At 42.4% G+C, this 18601-nt stretch carries 19 protein-coding genes; 13 read left to right on the forward strand and 6 right to left on the reverse strand.

The features are described 5' to 3' along the window. The first annotated feature begins 17 nt into the window (after positions 1-17). The 4 genes from CWO08_RS14605 to rmf all read left to right on the forward strand — a co-directional run bounded on the left by CWO08_RS14605 (position 18) and on the right by rmf (position 4213). The gene (locus CWO08_RS14605) at positions 18-278 is read left to right on the forward strand and encodes a glutaredoxin family protein (protein WP_108020678.1); all 261 of its coding nucleotides are present in this window, start codon (positions 18-20) and stop codon (positions 276-278) included. Beyond that, entirely contained in the window at positions 256-2172 is a 1917-nt protein-coding gene (locus CWO08_RS14610; RefSeq protein ID WP_108020679.1) for an ABC transporter ATP-binding protein, read from the forward strand. Before CWO08_RS14605 ends, CWO08_RS14610 begins: the two co-directional genes overlap by 23 nt. A 9-nt stretch (positions 2173-2181) precedes the next feature. Beyond that, positions 2182-3879 (forward strand): DUF3466 family protein, encoded by a 1698-nt coding sequence (locus CWO08_RS14615; protein ID WP_108020680.1) that lies wholly within the window; start codon positions 2182-2184, stop codon positions 3877-3879. Positions 3880-4039: 160 nt separating this feature from the next. Next, positions 4040-4213: a ribosome modulation factor gene (rmf, locus tag CWO08_RS14620; RefSeq protein ID WP_017059676.1), complete on the forward strand. Its 174-nt coding sequence runs from the start codon at positions 4040-4042 to the stop codon at positions 4211-4213. 251 nt (positions 4214-4464) lie between these two features. On the opposite strand, the gene fabA is transcribed toward rmf, so the two are convergent. Continuing rightward, positions 4465-4980 carry a bifunctional 3-hydroxydecanoyl-ACP dehydratase/trans-2-decenoyl-ACP isomerase gene (gene fabA, locus CWO08_RS14625; RefSeq protein ID WP_017059675.1) on the reverse strand — a complete coding sequence of 172 codons (516 nt, stop codon included), beginning with the start codon at positions 4978-4980 and terminating at the stop codon, positions 4465-4467. 70 nt (positions 4981-5050) lie between these two features. Beyond that, on the reverse strand, positions 5051-6703 hold the full coding sequence (locus CWO08_RS14630) for a Lon protease family protein (protein WP_048660791.1): 1653 nt from the start codon (positions 6701-6703) through the stop codon (positions 5051-5053). A gap of 189 nt (positions 6704-6892) precedes the next feature. On the opposite strand from CWO08_RS14630, the gene matP reads away from it, so the two are divergent. The 4 genes from matP to CWO08_RS14650 all read left to right on the forward strand — a co-directional run bounded on the left by matP (position 6893) and on the right by CWO08_RS14650 (position 9462). After that, positions 6893-7348: a macrodomain Ter protein MatP gene (gene matP / locus CWO08_RS14635; RefSeq protein ID WP_010440786.1), complete on the forward strand. Its 456-nt coding sequence runs from the start codon at positions 6893-6895 to the stop codon at positions 7346-7348. Between the two features lie 23 nt (positions 7349-7371). Further along, positions 7372-7680 carry a DUF3634 family protein gene (locus CWO08_RS14640; RefSeq protein WP_017059672.1) on the forward strand — a complete coding sequence of 103 codons (309 nt, stop codon included), beginning with the start codon at positions 7372-7374 and terminating at the stop codon, positions 7678-7680. 105 nt (positions 7681-7785) lie between these two features. Then, complete coding sequence (locus CWO08_RS24240) at positions 7786-8097, forward strand: hypothetical protein (protein ID WP_055318438.1); 312 nt, start codon at positions 7786-7788, stop codon at positions 8095-8097. Positions 8098-8241: 144 nt separating this feature from the next. Further along, entirely contained in the window at positions 8242-9462 is a 1221-nt protein-coding gene (locus CWO08_RS14650; RefSeq protein ID WP_048661960.1) for a hypothetical protein, read from the forward strand. An 83-nt stretch (positions 9463-9545) separates the two neighbouring features. On the opposite strand, the gene CWO08_RS14655 is transcribed toward CWO08_RS14650, so the two are convergent. From CWO08_RS14655 to CWO08_RS14675, 4 genes are all read right to left on the reverse strand, one after another. Next, positions 9546-10148, reverse strand: coding sequence for a DUF2971 domain-containing protein (locus CWO08_RS14655; protein WP_102432707.1), 603 nt, complete (start codon positions 10146-10148; stop codon positions 9546-9548). A gap of 1000 nt (positions 10149-11148) precedes the next feature. Beyond that, a complete protein-coding gene (locus CWO08_RS14665; protein ID WP_102431921.1) occupies positions 11149-12873 on the reverse strand; it encodes an ATP-binding protein in 1725 nt (574 codons plus the stop codon). Further along, positions 12873-14057: an FIST signal transduction protein gene (locus tag CWO08_RS14670; RefSeq protein ID WP_108020681.1), complete on the reverse strand. Its 1185-nt coding sequence runs from the start codon at positions 14055-14057 to the stop codon at positions 12873-12875. The genes CWO08_RS14665 and CWO08_RS14670 overlap by 1 nt, the downstream gene beginning before the upstream one ends. 115 nt (positions 14058-14172) lie before the next feature. Continuing rightward, on the reverse strand, positions 14173-14538 hold the full coding sequence (locus CWO08_RS14675) for a hypothetical protein (protein WP_108020682.1): 366 nt from the start codon (positions 14536-14538) through the stop codon (positions 14173-14175). 252 nt (positions 14539-14790) lie between these two features. Between CWO08_RS14675 and ccoN the strand changes: the two genes are divergently transcribed. The 5 genes from ccoN (at position 14791) to CWO08_RS14700 (ending at position 18601) form a co-directional block, all read left to right on the forward strand. Further along, positions 14791-16224 (forward strand): cytochrome-c oxidase, cbb3-type subunit I, encoded by a 1434-nt coding sequence (ccoN, locus tag CWO08_RS14680; RefSeq protein ID WP_102424429.1) that lies wholly within the window; start codon positions 14791-14793, stop codon positions 16222-16224. A gap of 11 nt (positions 16225-16235) precedes the next feature. Then, positions 16236-16856, forward strand: coding sequence for a cytochrome-c oxidase, cbb3-type subunit II (gene ccoO / locus CWO08_RS14685; RefSeq protein ID WP_102431923.1), 621 nt, complete (start codon positions 16236-16238; stop codon positions 16854-16856). A gap of 9 nt (positions 16857-16865) precedes the next feature. Then, positions 16866-17039, forward strand: coding sequence for a CcoQ/FixQ family Cbb3-type cytochrome c oxidase assembly chaperone (locus CWO08_RS14690; RefSeq protein WP_004733679.1), 174 nt, complete (start codon positions 16866-16868; stop codon positions 17037-17039). Further along, positions 17039-18013, forward strand: coding sequence for a cytochrome-c oxidase, cbb3-type subunit III (ccoP, locus tag CWO08_RS14695; RefSeq protein WP_048658749.1), 975 nt, complete (start codon positions 17039-17041; stop codon positions 18011-18013). Before CWO08_RS14690 ends, ccoP begins: the two co-directional genes overlap by 1 nt. Before the next feature lie 108 nt (positions 18014-18121). Beyond that, the gene (locus CWO08_RS14700; RefSeq protein WP_048658748.1) at positions 18122-18601 is read left to right on the forward strand and encodes a FixH family protein; all 480 of its coding nucleotides are present in this window, start codon (positions 18122-18124) and stop codon (positions 18599-18601) included.

An 18601-nucleotide genomic window follows, 5' to 3' on the forward strand; every position in this document is an offset into this window, starting at 1 on the left:
TTGTATAAGGATATATAGTGCTGACTCTCTACAGTACAGAAGGGTGCCATCTATGTGAGATGGCATTCCAACTCACGGAACAGTTAAATATTAGCCATCACGTCAACGTTGTCGACATTGCATTCGATGATGAGCTCTTTTCCCGTTACGGGGTCACTATTCCGGTGCTCAAACTTGAAAGCTCTGATCTTTCTCAAAGCTCAGAGCTTAACTGGCCATTTGGCTTGTTAGAACTTAATGATTGGTTAAAGAAGAATGGCATTACTTACAATTCATAATGGGCAATTAGCGTTTGGCGATCACCCGTTATTAGATCGTGCGGACTTCGCACTGCAAGAAAACGAACGTGTGTGTTTAGTAGGGCGCAATGGCGCTGGTAAGTCTACGTTGATGAAAATCCTGTCTGGGAACATCATCATGGACGACGGCAAGATGCAAATCACACAAGATGTGGTTGTATCTCGCCTTGAGCAAGATCCACCGCGCAATGAGCAAGGTACCGTTTATGATTACGTTGCTGGTGGCCTAGCGGAAATCGGTGAACAGCTGAAGATCTATCATGATCTTCTGGATCTCATCGGTACTGACCCTAGTGAAAAGAACCTAAATCGTCTTACTCGTGTTCAAGAGCAATTGGATCATGCGAATGCATGGCGCTTTGAAGATCGCGTAAGCAACGTATTGGCTGCACTTAAGTTGACAGCTGAAACAAAGCTGACTGATTTATCTGGTGGTTGGCAACGTAAAGCGGCGCTTGCTCGTGCGCTTGTATGTGACCCTGACGTGCTTCTACTAGACGAACCGACTAACCACCTGGATGTTGCTACCATTGAATGGTTAGAAGGCTTCCTGAAAGATTTCCGTGGTTCAATCATCTTTATCTCGCACGACCGTGCGTTTATTAAATCGATGGCAACACGTATCGTCGATCTTGATCGCGGTAAGTTGAGCTCTTTCCCTGGTGATTACGAAAACTACCTAGTTGAAAAAGAAGAAGCGCTTCGTGTAGAAGAAATGCAAAACGCTGAATTTGATAAGAAGCTTGCTCAAGAGGAAGTATGGATTCGTCAGGGTATTAAAGCTCGTCGTACTCGTAACGAAGGCCGCGTACGTGCGCTTAAGAAGCTACGTGAAGAACGTTTGAACCGTCGTGAAGTGCAGGGTAAAGCTGTTATCCAAATCGATGATGGCCAGCGTTCAGGCAAGATTGTATTTGAAGCTGAAAACATTAACTTTGGCTTCGAAGGCAAAGAGATTGTTAAAGACTTCAGCTTCAACATCATGCGTGGTGATCGTATCGCTCTAATTGGCCCGAATGGCTGTGGTAAGAGTACGGTACTCAAGCTGCTTCTTGATCAGCTTAAGCCTGATTCAGGTCGTCTACATTGTGGTACTAAGCTTGAAGTCGCTTACTTTGACCAATATCGTGAAATTCTAGATCCTGAGAAGTCTGTAATCGATAACTTAGCGGATGGTAAGCAAGAAGTCACTGTAGGTGGCCGTGAGCGTCATGCACTAAGCTACTTACAAGATTTCTTATTTTCTCCAAAACGTGCTCGTACTCCTGTTAAAGCACTATCTGGTGGTGAGAAAAACCGTCTGTTACTAGCTCGTATCTTCCTTAAGTCGAACAACTTATTGATTCTCGATGAGCCAACCAACGATCTAGATATCGAAACTTTGGAACTTTTAGAAGATTTGCTTGCCAACTATCAGGGTACGCTTCTTTTAGTGAGCCACGATCGTCAGTTTGTTGATAACACGGTTATGACAAGTTGGATCTTTGAAGGTAATGGCGTTATTGAAGAATTTGTTGGTGGTTACCACGATGCTCAGCAGCAAAGAAAACAAGCATTAGAGTACCGACAGGTTGAAAAGCCATCAAAGCCTGAGAAAGTAGTTGAGGAAACTCCCAAAACTGCGCCAGTTAAAGCTAAACCTAAGAAGTTATCGTATAAGCTACAACGAGAACTAGAAGCGCTACCAATGCGTTTAGAAGAATTGGAAACTCAAATTGAAACTCTTCAGGAAGAAGTCAACGATCCAAGCTTCTTTTCAAAATCTGTAGAGCAGACACAACCAGTATTAGATAAGCTATCTGCAGCAGAGCAGGAGCTTGAAGTTGCTTTTGAGCGCTGGGAAGAGCTCGAGGCACTACAACAGGAAAGTTAAGAAGTAATAATGACTTGTACTAAATTTAAATTAACAACAGTTGCAGCATTAGTTTTTGCTGCAACTAATGCGAATGCTGCGCTTTATAAGGTAGTGGAAGTTACTCCTTCGATTACTGGCGCGTCAGAGATCTTTGGTGTTGCGATTCAGCCAGCTACAGTTACCGACACTGAAAGTTGTTTTACTACTGGTACTGTCGGTGGTGTTGCGTGTGACAGCTTCAAATTGGCTGGTGAAACTCGCAATACAGTCGAAGCTGTAAGTTATCGTGAAGAAGTGCCTTTCGCTATGGACGCTCCGTTCCAATACATCCAAGAGTTCGATGATTTCGAAAACTATTGCTACCGAGAGCTAAGATACTCTACATGTGAAAGCTGGGCGCAAAACCGTTGGAATGATACTTGGAGCAAGGAAAGAAATGACCTTACTCACGTCAATGCTAAAGCCTTTGTCGAAGGTGGCGCTACATTTGACACTCGTAATACGGTAATTAACTCTCTAGATGACAATGCTCAACCACTAGGTGTTAAATCTAAAGGTGATATTCGCAATAACGCGATGTTTACGACGACGGCTGGGCCTACTGGTACGTCTGAAACTCGTGCATGGAAAGCGATTAAGGCAAGCAACGGTACTGTTTATAATGTAGGTAGTGTCTCTGAAGAGTTTGTTCCGACTGATACATCAGAACCAGATAAGGCCTATGCTTCTAAAGCGGCGATCTGGGACGGTACTACGACCAAAGAAATCGATTGGATTCGCAGCGGTGACGCTAAACAAGGTGATTACTTTGCTCAAGGCAGTATGCGTTCAATCGTTGAATCAGGTTCTGGTTTTTACGGTGTTGGCTATAATACTGCAGATGGTAATGGTGACCTACAAGACATGAACGCCAGTGTTTTTGTGAGTGACTCATTAGATCTTACTGGTGCAACATGGACGACTACACAGATTAGCGGTGCAGAGGTTAAGTCAGGCTCGTCTAACGACGATGCTAGATACAGTAACTCTGTAGCGACTGACATCAACGATAATTTGTTCGCTGTTGGTTATTCTAAGCGTAATGGTTATGTACCAGAGAGTGGTAGTGCAGGTAATAAGCCTTTCGTTGTAACCGATGCCAAAAACCCAACAGCAACGTACTTGTCTGGTGGTATCTTCTTTGGTGGTTCGAGCGGTGAAGCTAAAGCAGTTAACAACTTTAATGAGTTTGTTGGCCAAATAGATGCAGAAACCACTCGTGAGGTTGATGGTAGTGAAAGAAGACACAGAGGCTTTATATATCCTTATAACGTGTCTTCATCAACTGAAGCTCGTCGTGTAGACATCTTTAACGGTCAGGCTTGGTGGTTAGATGATCTAACAAATGATGGTAATGTTTCCGGAGAGAACAACAAGTTCCGAATTATTGATGCTACTGACATTAACGATGCTGGTGTGATCTCTGCTACTGCTATCAAATGTACAGTTGGAGGAACGACTCAACCGTATGACACAACGTCTCACAACTCATACTGTGGTGGCGCGTCATCTAACGCGGTAGAAGAGGTTGTTGCAGTTAAGCTTGTACCAATTGCCGGTGCAACTAAAGCTGATATCCAAACTCGTAGTGCCGACTCAGAGAAAGTTGATCGTCAAGGTGGTAGCCTAGGTTGGTTAACTTTGACTGTGCTTGGTCTGTTAGGGTTCCGCAGAAAATTTAAATAATTTATCTCTTGGGCCCGAGTTCACAATTCTGAACTCGGGCTTTTTTTCGCCTTGAGAAAAGTGAAAATCTGATCGATTCTTAAAGTTGGAGTCACAAAAACTCCGCAAAGTTGTAATCATTGTATGTTAGTAAATGGAACACCCGTATGAGGACTGCACTATGAAGAGACAAAAGCGTGATCGACTAGAACGAGCACAATCTCAAGGCTACAAAGCTGGTTTAAATGGTAGGTCGCAAGAAGCTTGCCCATATAGCCAAATGGACTCTCGGTCTTATTGGTTAGGTGGTTGGCGTGATGCCAAAGATGATAAGCAATCAGGTCTCTATAAGTAGATAGGGCGCAAAGAATTCAAGGTCAGGGCTCCATTGTCTGTTGATTACAACGGCTGGAGCCTTGTTAGTTTCAGAACAACACAAAGACTCCTAGAGCTATGTAGCATTCTAGTTTCGCTATCATAAGCGTATCGCTGGTGGATTTATCCTGTTTCAAGGTTAATATGTGATACCTTAATGCACTATAACTAAATTTATTGCAATAAAATAAAGCAGCCATGGGCTGCTTTATTAAAAATCTAATAGTTAGATTAGAATGCTGACGTATCTTGGAAAAGGCCAACTTTCAAATCTTTAGCAACGTAGATCTCTTTACCATCAACAAGTACGCGACCATCCGCAAGACCCATAACTAGGCGACGGTTAACAACACGCTTCATGTGGATCTCGTAAGTTACTTTTTTCGCTGTTGGCAGAATTTGACCAGTGAATTTCACTTCGCCAACACCTAGAGCTCGACCTTTACCTTCGCCGCCAACCCAACCAAGGTAGAAGCCAACAAGCTGCCACATTGCGTCAAGGCCTAAACAACCCGGCATTACAGGGTCACCTGGGAAGTGACAATCGAAGAACCATAGGTCAGGAGTAATATCCAGCTCAGCAAGAACTAAACCTTTACCGTAATCACCTTCAGTTTCAGACATTTTAGTGATGCGATCCATCATTAGCATGTTCGGTGCTGGTAGTTGAGGACCTTGTGGCCATAGTTCGCCTTGGCTTGATGCTAGAAGCTCTTCGCGAGTGTAAGAATCACGTTTGTTTTGCATTATCAATTACTCCGATTTTTGATAGGTGCATATTAGTGAACAGGTGTACGCTAAACAAGTCCGATCAGTACTAGACAAACCAGTTTTTAATGCGTCCAACGATTCCAATAGGGTGCTCATGTCTTTCAAAGTTTTCAATACGTTCCGCGATTTTGCTCAGAACGCTTTCTTGTTCATCGTCTCTAAATGGTTTGTTCATAATGAGAGGAATTGCTTCATCTACATTAGACACAGACCAAATATGGAATTCTTCATTCTTAATGCTTTCAATAAGGTCTGGCTTCAGTGCGAGGTGCCTTAAATTCGATCTTGGAAGGATCACACCTTGTTCGCCAGTTAAGCCATTGTGCTTACACACATGGTAAAAGCCTTCGATTTTCTCGTTTAGCCCACCAACCGCTTGTACACGACCAAATTGGTCCACTGCACCAGTAACCGCAATTTGTTGATTGATAGGGTATTCAGACAAAGCACTCACCAAAGAGCAAAGCTCTGCAAGAGAAGCACTATCGCCATCTACTTCGCAATACGATTGCTCAAATACCACAGAAGCGGCATAAGGTAGCGGATCTTCAAGGTTGAGTGCGCTGCTCACAAATGCTTGCATGATCATCATACCTTTTGCATGAAGATTACCACCAAGTTCGGCTTTGCGCTCAACATCGGCAATATCACCATCACCAAAGTGAATAACACAGGAAATTCGTGCAGGTTCACCATACGATATCGGGTGTCCAGGAACATCGATGACTGTTAGGCCATTAACCTGACCAACTTGTTCACCTTCAGTTTCAATAATGACTTGGCCATCTCGAATATCATCAAGAGCGCGTTCTGGTAGGTACGACTCTCGGTTGTATTTGTGTTGTTGAGCTTGTTGGATATGGTGAATATCAATCTCACCATTGTTAGCTTCAATCAAAGCTTCGTTCAATAACGCATTGTGCCAAATAGGGCATAATGGAGTATAGCTTTGATCTTCAGTCTCTCTTGCTCCGGCAGTAAGAATGCCCGTCAACGCTTGTTGCGTGATGGTTGGCAGTTCATAGCGTAGTTGAAGCCACTTAAGGTAACCAAGATATTGAGTCAAATTCTCTTCAGAGATCTTGATATCTTGCTCAATTTCGCTAAATAGGCAAAAACCGGTTTGAATATCGCTGTCTAGATAATCAAGGTCACCTAATTGAGCTCTATCACCAACCACAATCAACTTAATGTTGTAGGTAAGAGGCAAAGTTGGAGATTGGTTCAAGTGCTCAGGATTGCTACTGATAGGTTCTACGGCTTCACCAAGCAGCGCAGATTTAAGCAGTAACCAGCTTCCTGGGTTTGCTAAGATCAAGTTTGCTGAAACGATCAGATAACCGTTGTTTGCTCTAGCCAGGAGGCCAGGTTTTGTCGCAACAACCTTACCGTCTTTCGATTGAACTTGGTCAAAAAGAGAGGCAGCATTTAAAGATTCAGTTTTTATAACCGGTAGAGTGTGATCATCTAAAGCAGTGACCAGAGATTCAACAATCATTTGACGATAGATCGAATTGTCCGGAGCGTTTACAAGTAAAACACGCGAAAGGTTAGACAAACGGACAAAGCGGGTTAGCGCATCTTTGAATCTATGTTGAATATCTGAAAACGGGAAAGGCGAGATGTCAGGGAATTGCTCTAATTGAGCGCTATATTCGTCGTACTGAGGCGTAACATGTCGCCAATCTACTTGAGTCATTTAAGTTTCTGATTATGATAATGAGGTAGGGAGTATATAGAAAAACCGATCTCGCTTGTAGCTCTATGTGGTAGTTACTAATCACTAAGCTAATATAAGTATGATCTTGGTCTATTCTTTCAAGACAATAATTGTTAAATAGCCTATTTTGGGTTACGCTGTCACTAGGATTAACTCTCGAGATTAGACATGAAATATCAGCAACTTGAAAACTTGGAATGTGGTTGGAAATGGAACTATCTGGTCAAAAAATGGAAAGAAGGTGAATCGATCACTTGCCATATTGATTCAAGTGAAGCTGATGTTGCTGTTCAAGCCTTATTGAAGCTGGAACACCAGCCTACGGGTGTTCTTGAGTGGATCTCTAACAACATGTCTCCTGAGCTCGATAACAAGCTTAAACAAGCGATCAGAGCTAAGCGAAAGCGCCACTTCAATGCTGAACAAGTTCACACCAAAAAGAAATCAATCGACCTTGATTATCGTGTATGGGAAAAACTATCTCAACGAGCGAACGAGCTAGGTTGTACGCTTTCCGACGCCATCGAGTATTTGGTTAGCGAAGCGTCTCGTAGTGAACAGGCCAGCAAGACGGTGACTAGCCTTAAAGAAGACTTAAGCAAACTCCTTTCTGACGATAAATAACCATCAACAGTAGTGGTGACATTATGATGTACGTAATCTTAATCGGTGCGGTATTAGTTTTTTGGTTAGTAGCAGTCGATCGACCGGTGTTGAAAATTAAATTTAGTGACGGGGCGATCGAACAAGTTAAAGGGCATCTTCCACCGAGCTTTAAGCATAACCTTCAAGAGATTGGTCATAACAATACCTTTAAAGGTGAGCTAAAAGTGTATGCAAAACGTTCTGGCTACAATCTCAAGTTCACTAAAGATGTGCCTAAAAACGTACAGCAACGTATTCGTAACGTGTTCCCGCATAATGGTTTTAAGTCTAAAGGCTCAAAGAAAGCGTAATCGTTGAGAGTTACGCGCTAGCTAGTCAATCTTCATACTAAGTTAATCCTTCATTTCTCTTAAATCTCCGCATACTGTTCTCACCCTCAACAAAGAGAGAGCAGTATGAGATACCTAGTATTACTATTATGTTTTTTATCCCCAGTCGCTTTTCCCGACGATGCATTGGTTAATCCTGTAGCCAAAAAGATAAAAGTCACCGTCATGAAAGGGCTCAACAAGAGTAATGTTGATTTCGAGGGGTATTGCGATCTGATGATTGAGATGAAGCACTCTAAAGGTTACGCAAGAATCAAAAAGGTGAGAACGTCTGGAGATAGTAAAGTTTGCAAGCAGGCAAAAAAAAATCTACCGACGAAGAAAAGGTTCAAATACAGCTTTCCAGAAAAGTATATCCGGCTACATATCACACACTAACCACTCTCAACGCACTATAACTAAATATCCTTAATTTTATTGAAACAATTTCGTGAACCAATCTCTAATTTCTATTAATATTAGTTTTGTTATAAAGGCAGGATATGCCGATACAAGAGCATTTACGGCAAAGGAAAGTCACGGTTGTTGTTAGCAAATAAAAGTTATACCCCTGAAGTCGTTGAGATCTCAAGGAAGGTCTCAATCAATGTTGAAGCTCGCTTTAATCGATGGTTAATCTCACCTGAATATAAGCTCGCACAATCTACAGTAGACACGTTACTAAGTTTGGAAAATAGGTATTGTGATAGCGTCATATTTGATGAATCTGACCGCATATCTCACAACCAACGTATTTTATTGCGCTGCGAGCAGGATAGAGTCAATGCTCATCGCGAGAAAGTCGACGCGAAGCAACAAACCTTACGATACGTTATCGATGATGTCAGCAATGCCGCTTCTGCGCTAATGCTTGAGAAGCTTCAAGGTACCTTAATAAGTTCGTTGTTTTCAGACTTACCCGATTACAATCAATTCGCTAGTGTTGCGTATTCGCCATCTTTAAACTTTTCCAAACTCCATGAAATATCCGCGAAAAGTAGGCCATTGAGCTCAAGTTTAATTGAGTTTGTTTCCAATCAAGAGTTTGCAGATAAATATGGAAAGAAATCTAAGGTGATTCTCGATCCAAAAATTGCAGCACGACAGATAGGTATTGAAAATTGTCGTTTATTGTTCCCATTGTTAATGAGTCAACAGCTGATCAAGTGGAATGATGGCAATATTAAACACATCACACCTAAGGTTTGGCAGCACTTGGTCGTGACGTCAAATGCGACTCGAATTCGACTTCAAGAAACGTCGGTTAAAGATCCAAACGTAGGAATTTTACTTGGCGTGTTGCGAGTTCTGCCTTTGTTTCTAATTTGTAACCACTTTTCTTCCACGTTTGAAGACGCATTGGTAAAAACGATGCTTGGTTATCGTGAAGCAAGTGACAAACATGACGAATATTATGCTTGTACTGAGGTGATGCCAAATACACAGTTTCTCGAAGCGATGGTCGAGCAGTTAGAGCTTAAACTACTAAAAAACCTCGTTGAGTTTATAGATTGGAGCCCTGGAAACCAGTTCATAAAGAGGGCACTTCTAGAGGAAGTGAATGACACTCCTGTACTTGAGCGAACGGTTTATGGGGCAGCTTTGGCTCAAGGTAGGAAGTATTCTGTTTTCGAAGCGTTAGAGAATAGTGAGTTATTTAACGTTAAGCACCGACCTTATTGGTTTTCAACTGTTCAAATGTCTATAGCGACGATTGAGCAGATGCAAGATCAAGTGCCTGGAAAACTGACGACGAACATGTAAAAAGGGAGCCACATTAAATGTGGCTCTCTTTTTTGTTGCACTGTAACGTAATGAAAGCGCCTGTAAATCTTGCTGTATACCGTTTAACAGACCACTTCGAATGTAAACGACTCCTGCTTGGCAATTGCATGCTTAACGGGTATACCAAGGCGCTGGCAAGTCATCAGAACTTTCAACTTCCTGTCGGCAGGAGCGTGCTCTGACAGAATCACCGAGCTTAGGCATTCTCTATTAAGGTAGAGCTTATTACCGATCATTTCCTCATCAGATAGCACCCAACGGTATTCCTTTTCGTAGCACCAATTAGAGTGCTTAACCTTGAACATTTCAGATCCCAATTCAGATCCTTGCAATTCCCCCAACGATACTGAGTGGAACATGCTTGGCTCATCTTCGTATTGGACTTCGAAACAGTTGAGATTGGCCTCACCGTTATAGCAGTTGAGGTCATACTCGATGCACATACCTTTAAAGTTGTCGCCATACTGAGACCATAGTATAGGGTGGTCGCTGGATTGAGAAAAACACATAACCTTGAAATTGTTTTGAAGTTCATTCTTGAATATGTGGTTAGATTCAAAAGGGTTATTGAAAGTTTTAGCATAATCGAACCACAGCGAACACTCGGCAATCGACTGTATGTTTCTATCATGGAGGGATCTGAACTTATAAAGTTTAGGCAACATATCAAACACCTAGTTTACAAAATTGCCTGATGTTAACACTTTAATTCATAGCTGAGACCTGAATGCATAGCATTTGATTGCCTAATCACCAAATATATTCATATAACTGTTTGATAGATCAAAATTTAAACATGAAATAGTAGCCTGTTTAAGTGGTTTATCTGGCAGCTGAGCGACAGTAATCTAACATTCGCTTGTTGAAAATAAGATACAACGTAACTTTTAGTTTGTCTGGGTGAGGTTGGTAAACAGGGACTGCTGAGTTTAATAAGCTTCGTGTAAATACCTGAAAGCTATCGGATATATGCTCTAGATCGATTCCAACGACATCCCATAAACTAAGCGTGACATTAAAGTACCCATGTGAAACGCGTACGCATGTTAACGGTTTTAGATGTTAGTACGAACATTGGCGCCAGAAGAAGAGCCACATGAAAAGTTGGTGACGGTTGTAGGTAAAATAATTCAATTTGATTGGCTACTGATAAAGGTGTCGTTTTGGTGTTATCAATAAAGATGGTCGCCTGTGTGAAATCTGAAAAGAAAACAACAACCAATGCCCACAAGATTCACACACAACACAGCAAAAATGACTACAAACATGAGCATGAATCAGGAAACGAGAAGAGAAAAGCTTTCTGTTGATAAAGTTTGTGTGCACGGAGATCGAATTACGGACGGTACAGACGTTGGGTACATATAGCTATTTGTTTTTTGTGATCTTAAAGAGCGCTGCTGCATGCTTAAAAAGACCAATACGTTAGATTAGGCGGATATTTTAAAGTAGTTCAAACCGGACATTACTAAATTGCTCTAACAATCCCACTGCGTATTATGTATATTATGTTAAATTGACTTTGGTGTTTATAAGGCAGGTATCTTTATATGATGCCCTGCCTCTTATCTATCTACCAAATCGGCGTTCTATTTAACAGTAACGCTATTTACCATAAAATACCTAATAAACATATTTCCTAATCTTCGATTAAGAATACGTTTATTAGACTTCAAGCATCAATCGATCAATTGCTTCTGTGATCTCTTTGGTTCTTACTGGCTTGGTCACGAAATCATTCATACCAACATCTAAGCACGAACATTTGTCTTCAACTGATGTGTGTGCTGTTAGCGCGACAATTGGCGTTTTGATGTTCGCGTCTCTCATGTATTTGGTTGTGGTTAATCCATCCATTACCGGCATCGACACATCCATTAAAATAATGTCTATCGAGTCATTGGCTCTTTCCACAAAGCCAATCGCTTCCTCACCATTGCTGGCGATGAAAACTTCGTGGCCTTGTCGCGTTAGGATTAATTTGATCACCATTTGATTGGTTGGGTTGTCTTCGACAACTAACACTGAATAACGGCTTCTTAAATCTCGTGGACAATCATTATCTTCAATGTTGGCCAGATTGTTCGTGACTCTGGTTAGTACTGGCAGTTGTACTTCGAATTTAGAACCTTTTCCTGGTTCACTCTCTACCGATATACGCCCTTGCATCAGCTCAACCAGTCTTTTGGTGATTGCCAAGCCTAAACCTGTGCCGCCAAATCTGCGTGTGATTGTGCTATCAGCTTGCACAAATGGACTGAACAGCGACGAAAGTTGTTGTGAGCTGATACCAATCCCTGTGTCTTCTACTGTTATATAGAATGAACTCTGCTGGTACTTGATAGAAACATGGACACGCCCACGTTCAGTGAACTTAATGGCGTTACCAATTAGATTAAATAGGATTTGTGCCAAACGACTTGGGTCGAGATAATGAAGTTCACCCTCAGGGATATCGCTGGTTACGGTTAGCGACAAACCTTTATCGTCTGCTGTCTTCTTTTGTTCAGACAACACAAAAGTTACAGTGTCGCTTACGTTGCTCCATTGAGGCGCTAACGAGAAGCATCCAGATTCAATCTTAGAAAAATCCAACACATCACTGATAATTGCCAATAGGAGCTCAGATGATGTGCTCATGTTGAGTAGTATAGACTGTTGTTCTTTGTTCAATGATGTGGATTTGAGGGTGTCTATTAAGCCAATAATGGCGTTTAGCGGTGTTCTTAATTCATGACTCATCATTGCGAGGAATTCAGACTTTGCCTTATTAGCTCTTTCGGCGTCTTTTCTTGCTGTGACAAGCTCTGCTGTACGTTCTCGAACGGTTGCCTCAAGCTTTTCTTTATTCTCAATATCGAAAACAGCACGTTCTATCAACGGTCGGAAACGGTTTAATGTGGCCTTGGTTTCAATACTAAAGTGCTTGGTATTAGAGTGGATAAAGATGATGACGGATTGTGTTAGTCCGCTATCTATACCCGTAATCAGAACGGAGTTGATTTGGTCGAGAACAATGGGATGCAGAGAGTTGAATTCCCCAAGAGACTTGGGTTCGAAAAGGATGGCGCATTCACCATTGATGACTCGCGATAGCTTGCCACAATCGCTCCAATTCATTTGTTCGAAGACTTTGTTATTGGTTAGCAGGGTTTTGAAACTGCCTTCGTTCCCTACCCTTGATACCACGATAAAATCATCAAACCTAATGTATTTTTTGAGGACAAACTCAAGGCTAGAGAATATCTCAGATATGTTACTCGCCTTACTGATCGCAGAGATGGTTGATAAGATCACTCTGTTCTCTTCAGCCAGTTTTCGCTCACGGGCTTTTAGTTTTTGCAGTTCAATACGAGCTTCTTGCAGCGCTTCTTGACCTTCAGAACCCATTACTTTTTCAACCTATAAAACGTTGCAGACGATACCATTAAATTCCCGTGTGCGTTTTCGCCACCAGAGAGCCTGCCTTGCTCACCAAACGTGAACGGACATATGTATGGAAGCCCATTAAGTGCTTGATTTATTTGCTCGCAAACCTCTTCCATATCTTGCTTTAGGTTGAGCATTGGGCCCGCGCAAAAGATGTTGATTGCTCCGAGCTTCTCTTCAAGATCCATATCGTTGTAATAAGAAGAATGAATGATATTAGCGGCACGGCTTATTAACTGTTGTTTAGAGCCTTGCATTAGATAGATGGTGTCACCTTCACTAATGTCGGTGAAGAGCTCGATCCCGTTGCACTCTGTTTCTCGGATAGAGTGAGAGAGCTTGAAATACGGATAGTTGTAAGATGAGCCAACTTTCCTCCCCAAAGGATAAACAGACGATTTTTCAAAGATATAGCCATCGTCACTGCCACCTAGGTGAAAATTGGTCCATTCGTTATAAACTGTGGCAGCTGGCCGATGGTCTATCTCCAGCAAAATTCTATTTCGTACTTTAGTCACAGTGCCTGAGTAACGTGTAGGCGTATGACCTGCACTGAAAGAGGAATAGATTGACTGAGACGCAAACACCACCGTTAAAGATACGCCATTTATAGATAGCGACTCTTCGGTGAAGATGCTCCAATTTCCAGAAACCTGATTGTCCGCAGCACTACCGCCAATAATAGGCACCTCAGTACCAAACTTTTTATCGATAGCTGCCATCACCTTCTCTTCATTACCAGGAGTGGAATGCAGCAAGATAAGATCGGGGATTTCGCCCTCTCGGTTGGCGTTCTTAAGTGCTTTGTCGATCGCGCTGAAGGTGCTGCGGTCTATGGAGTCGCTAAAGTGCTCGATACCTGTACCGTAGGCGTTGATTCCCGAGTCATAAATGATGAGTACGCCAATTACCGGACCAGAATGAAACCCAGTTTCTGTCATAATGCCGTGACAAGTGGTACAGCCATGTATAGGAGTGTTAGGGAGAGCGTCTACGAAATATCTCTGAACAGCGAGTGTCGAATATTCTTCTGTGCAGTAGCAAATAAGACAAGCAATATCGTCAGCGTTTTCTACCCCGCTGAGCAACTCATCTACTGCGATTTTATCGTCTAGGGAGTAAGAGACTTTTGATAGAAATTTCATAGATTCTGGGAAACTTTATTAATGTTCTCTTTATAACACTTTAATGCATTGTGTTTCACTGATTTGGTACATATTTCTATCAAAAGAACCGAGGCGTCCCCCAGTTTTCTCTCTGTTACTCTTTAGACAGGTTTACAGAAAACGTGCTCACCTGTTGTGGAAATGTAACCGTTATTGAGGAGGTCTTATCATTAGTTTGTAACAGCCAATTTGATGGCCCTTTTTCTTTCAGAATTCCGCTTTCATTATAGCTAATGATAAATTTGCCAGTTTTAGATGTTTCGATCGAATACCCTAGGTTATCGCCCGAAATTAAAACATTATGATTATCAATACCAAATTCACAAGGTTTTGAAACGATACAGTTCACTGTTTCGTTATTATCGTATGTTACTGTTCTCCAAGTAAATGCAGCTATTAAAATAACCAACATGACGATAATTTGAACAAGCCTGCCTTTTGTTAGCTTTTGTGCCGCCATTATAATCTTTACTCCTTGTTACAAAGTTCAAAGTTTTTAAATAAAAATCCAATTCCTGACCAAGCGTAAGGTTACTACTCTGTCATTGATTTGTTAATTCAAGTATAGTGTCGCGTTGAAAATGCCACTTTTTTTTAAAATCAGCAAGTGGAAATAAAGCCCTGAATAGGCTGAATTTCCTTTTCTAATTTGGGTGGCATTACGACGTGAGTCGTGTTGGAAGTAAAGTGTAGTAAATAAGAAATTGGAAGCATGCAAATGAGCCAAGAAAAGCAGCTTGAACAAAACTACAACTATACGGTCGTCCGTCAATTTACCCTAGTTACAATTTTGTGGGGTATTGTCGGTATGGGCGTTGGTGTTTTGATTGCCGCTCAATTAGTTTGGCCACAGCTAAACTTTGATACGCCGTGGTTGACGTACAGTCGTTTACGTCCCCTGCATACTAATGCGGTTATTTTTGCGTTCGGTACAAGTGCGCTGTTTGCAACATCATATTATGTTGTACAACGTACCTGTCAGACGCGTCTCTTTGGTGGCCCTCTCGTAGCCTTTACCTTTTGGGGTTGGCAAGCGATTATCCTGTCCGCTGCAATTACTTTACCGTTAGGTCTAACCTCTGGTAAAGAATACGCAGAACTTGAATGGCCAATCGATATTGCTATTACTCTTGTGTGGGTAGCTTATGCAATCGTGTTCTTCGGAACCATGATTAAGCGTAAGACATCGCACATTTACGTAGCGAACTGGTTCTTCGGAGCCTTCATCATCACGGTTGCCGTGTTGCACATCGTTAACAGCCTGGCTGTTCCTGTATCTGCGTTTAAATCGTACTCGATTTATTCCGGTGCGATCGATGCAATGGTGCAATGGTGGTACGGACACAATGCGGTAGGCTTCCTATTGACAGCTGGTTTCCTAGGTATGATGTACTACTTCGTACCTAAACAAGCTGGTCGCCCTGTTTACTCTTACCGTTTGTCGATTGTTCACTTCTGGGCTCTCGTGTCTCTGTATATCTGGGCTGGTCCTCACCACCTACACTACACAGCACTTCCTGACTGGACTCAATCTCTAGGTATGGTTATGTCTTTGGTTCTGTTTGCTCCATCTTGGGGTGGCATGATCAACGGTATTATGACTCTATCTGGCGCGTGGCATAAGCTACGCTACGACCCTATCCTACGTTTCCTAATCGTTTCTCTATCATTCTACGGCATGTCGACTTTCGAAGGCCCAATGATGGCAATCAAAACGGTTAACGCACTATCTCACTACACGGACTGGACTATCGGTCACGTTCACTCTGGTGCGCTAGGTTGGGTAGCGATGGTTTCTATCGGTTCGGTTTACCACTTAGTTCCTAAACTATTTGGTCAAGAGCGTATGTACTCTGTATCTCTAATCAATGTTCACTTCTGGTTAGCAACGATTGGTACGGTTTTCTACATTGTTGCAATGTGGATCTCTGGTGTGATGCAAGGTCTTATGTGGCGTGCAGTTAACTCTGACGGTACATTAACTTACAGCTTCGTTGAATCTGTAGAAGCATCTTACCCGTTCTACTTTGTACGTTTCTTAGGGGGCTTCATCTTCCTATCTGGTATGTTCTTAATGGCATACAACACGTACAAAACTGTTTCTGCACCTAAAGATAGCCTTAAAGCTATCCCTCAACCGGCTTAAGGAGATTTAGAATGAGCTCAAATTCAAATAATCGCCATGAGTTGGTAGAGAAGAACGTTGGCCTACTAGCGATTCTTATCGTTATTGCTATCAGTTTTGGTGCTTTAGTAGAAATTACCCCGCTTATTTTCCAAAAGCAGACGACTGAACCTGTAGAAAATCTACGCGTTTACTCTGCTCTGGAAATGGAAGGTCGTGATATCTACATTCGCGAAGGTTGTAACGTATGTCACAGCCAAATGATTCGTCCTTTCCGCTCTGAAACGGAACGTTACGGTCACTACTCTGTAGCTGGCGAAAGCGTTTGGGAACACCCATTCCTATGGGGTTCTAAGCGTACTGGTCCTGATCTAGCGCGTGTTGGTGAACGTTACTCTGATGAGTGGCACCGTGTTCACCTTATCGACCCTCGTGAACTTGTTCCTGAATCAAACATGCCTGGTTTCCCATGGCTTGCTGAGAATGTACTTGATGGCAAATTGACTAAACAGAAGCTTGAAATCTTCCGTAATCAATTTGGTGTTCCTTACACAGACGAACAAATTGCTAACGCTAAACAAGATGTTGAAGGAAAAACAGAGATGGATGCAATCATCGCTTACCTTCAATCGCTTGGCCACGCAATGAAATAAGGAATAATTATGGACATTATTACATTTCAAAGTGTTTGGACTGTTACTGTTTTTGCTTGTTTCATCGGCATCGTTTGGTGGGCTTTCGGTAAAAATCGTAAGTCGCGCTTCGACGAAGATGCAAACCTAGTGTTCGCTGATGAAGCACCTGCGAAAGATAAAAATCAAGGAGTGACGAAGTAATGAGTACATTCTGGAGTATTTGGGTAACAGTAATCACAATCGGTACGTTGATTGGCTGTGCAGCCTTACTTCGTTGGTGTTCCAACGATAAAACAGGTGTAGAAGAAGGTCATGATATGGGCCATGAATACGATGGTATTCGTGAGCTTAATAACCCACTACCTAAATGGTGGACATACCTTTTCGTTAGCACAATTGTGTTTGCAGCTGTTTATCTAGCTCTATACCCAGGCCTTGGCAACTTTAAAGGTCTACTAGGTTGGACGAGTTCAAACCAAACAGTTCGTAGCGTAGAAGAGTCTCGCTCTGCAATCGCTGCTGCGCAAGCAAACAAACAGTTAGATGCATACGCGAAAGAGCTTGATGATGCAGACACCTACTTTGGTGAAGCATTCAGAAAGTTAGCTCACGACGAAAATGGTCTACGTTCTGTCCCTGACATTGCATCAGATGCTGATGCAATCAAAGTGGGCCAACGCTTGTTCCTACAAAACTGTTCTCAGTGTCACGGCTCTGATGCTCGTGGTCAGAAAGGTTTCCCGAACCTAACTGATAACGCATGGCTATATGGTGGTGAACCACAAGCTATCGTTACTACCATCATGCATGGTCGTGTCGGTCAAATGCCAGGTTGGAAAGACGCTCTTGGCGAAGAAGGCGTAAAAGAAGTAGTTAGCTACACGCTTAGCCTTTCTGGTCGTAGCGTAAACGCACGTGAAGCAGAGGCTGGTAAAGCTCGCTTTGTAGTGTGTGCAGCGTGTCACGGTACTGATGGTAAGGGTAACCCTGCTGTTGGCGCCCCTGATCTGACTGACCGCGACTGGCTATTCGGCGATTCTCGCGCTGATGTGACGGAAACAGTCATGTACGGACGTTCTGGTGTAATGCCGGCTTGGAAAGACATCCTCGGTGAGGATAAGGTTCAGCTCGTCTCAGCCTACGTCTGGAGCCTCAGCAACTCAGATAAAGAGTAACATAATGATAACAGCCCCTTCTTAAGGGGCTGTCTTTCTTTTACAGTTATAACCTTAAGTGTTTGTAAAAAATAGTTTTATTTCATTGTATATATTGAGAATAATAATATGGAACAACCTTGGTATAAGCAGTTTTGGCCGTGGTTTTTGCTCTTCCTAACCGTTGGCGTTTCTATGCTAACGTTGGTTCGAGTCGCGATACTTACCAACCATTCAGTTCACGTTGTTACTGAAGATTACTATAAAAAAGGTAAAGGTATTAATGTCGACATTTCAAAAGTAAACGTTGCTAAAGAGCTTGGCCTATCAGCTTCAGTTAGCGAGAAAGGTAACTCGGTTATCATTACTCTCGACAAAGGCAAGCTAGACCACTTCCCTGCTATTAGCGCAATGTTCGTGCACCGAACGCTGCCTGACCGTGATTTTACTCAGCTACTGACCGCTGATGCGAGAGGCAACTACACGTTGACTCTGGACCATGAAATGCAAGGTCCATGGTTTATCGAGCTTTCTCCGCATAATTCTGAATGGTTAGTTCAAGGTCGCATGAACTTCCCTATTGATACTCCTACTCAACTAACGAACTAA

Source organism: Vibrio sp. 10N.286.48.B8, from assembly GCF_003050085.1.
GTDB lineage: Bacteria > Pseudomonadota > Gammaproteobacteria > Enterobacterales > Vibrionaceae > Vibrio > Vibrio crassostreae.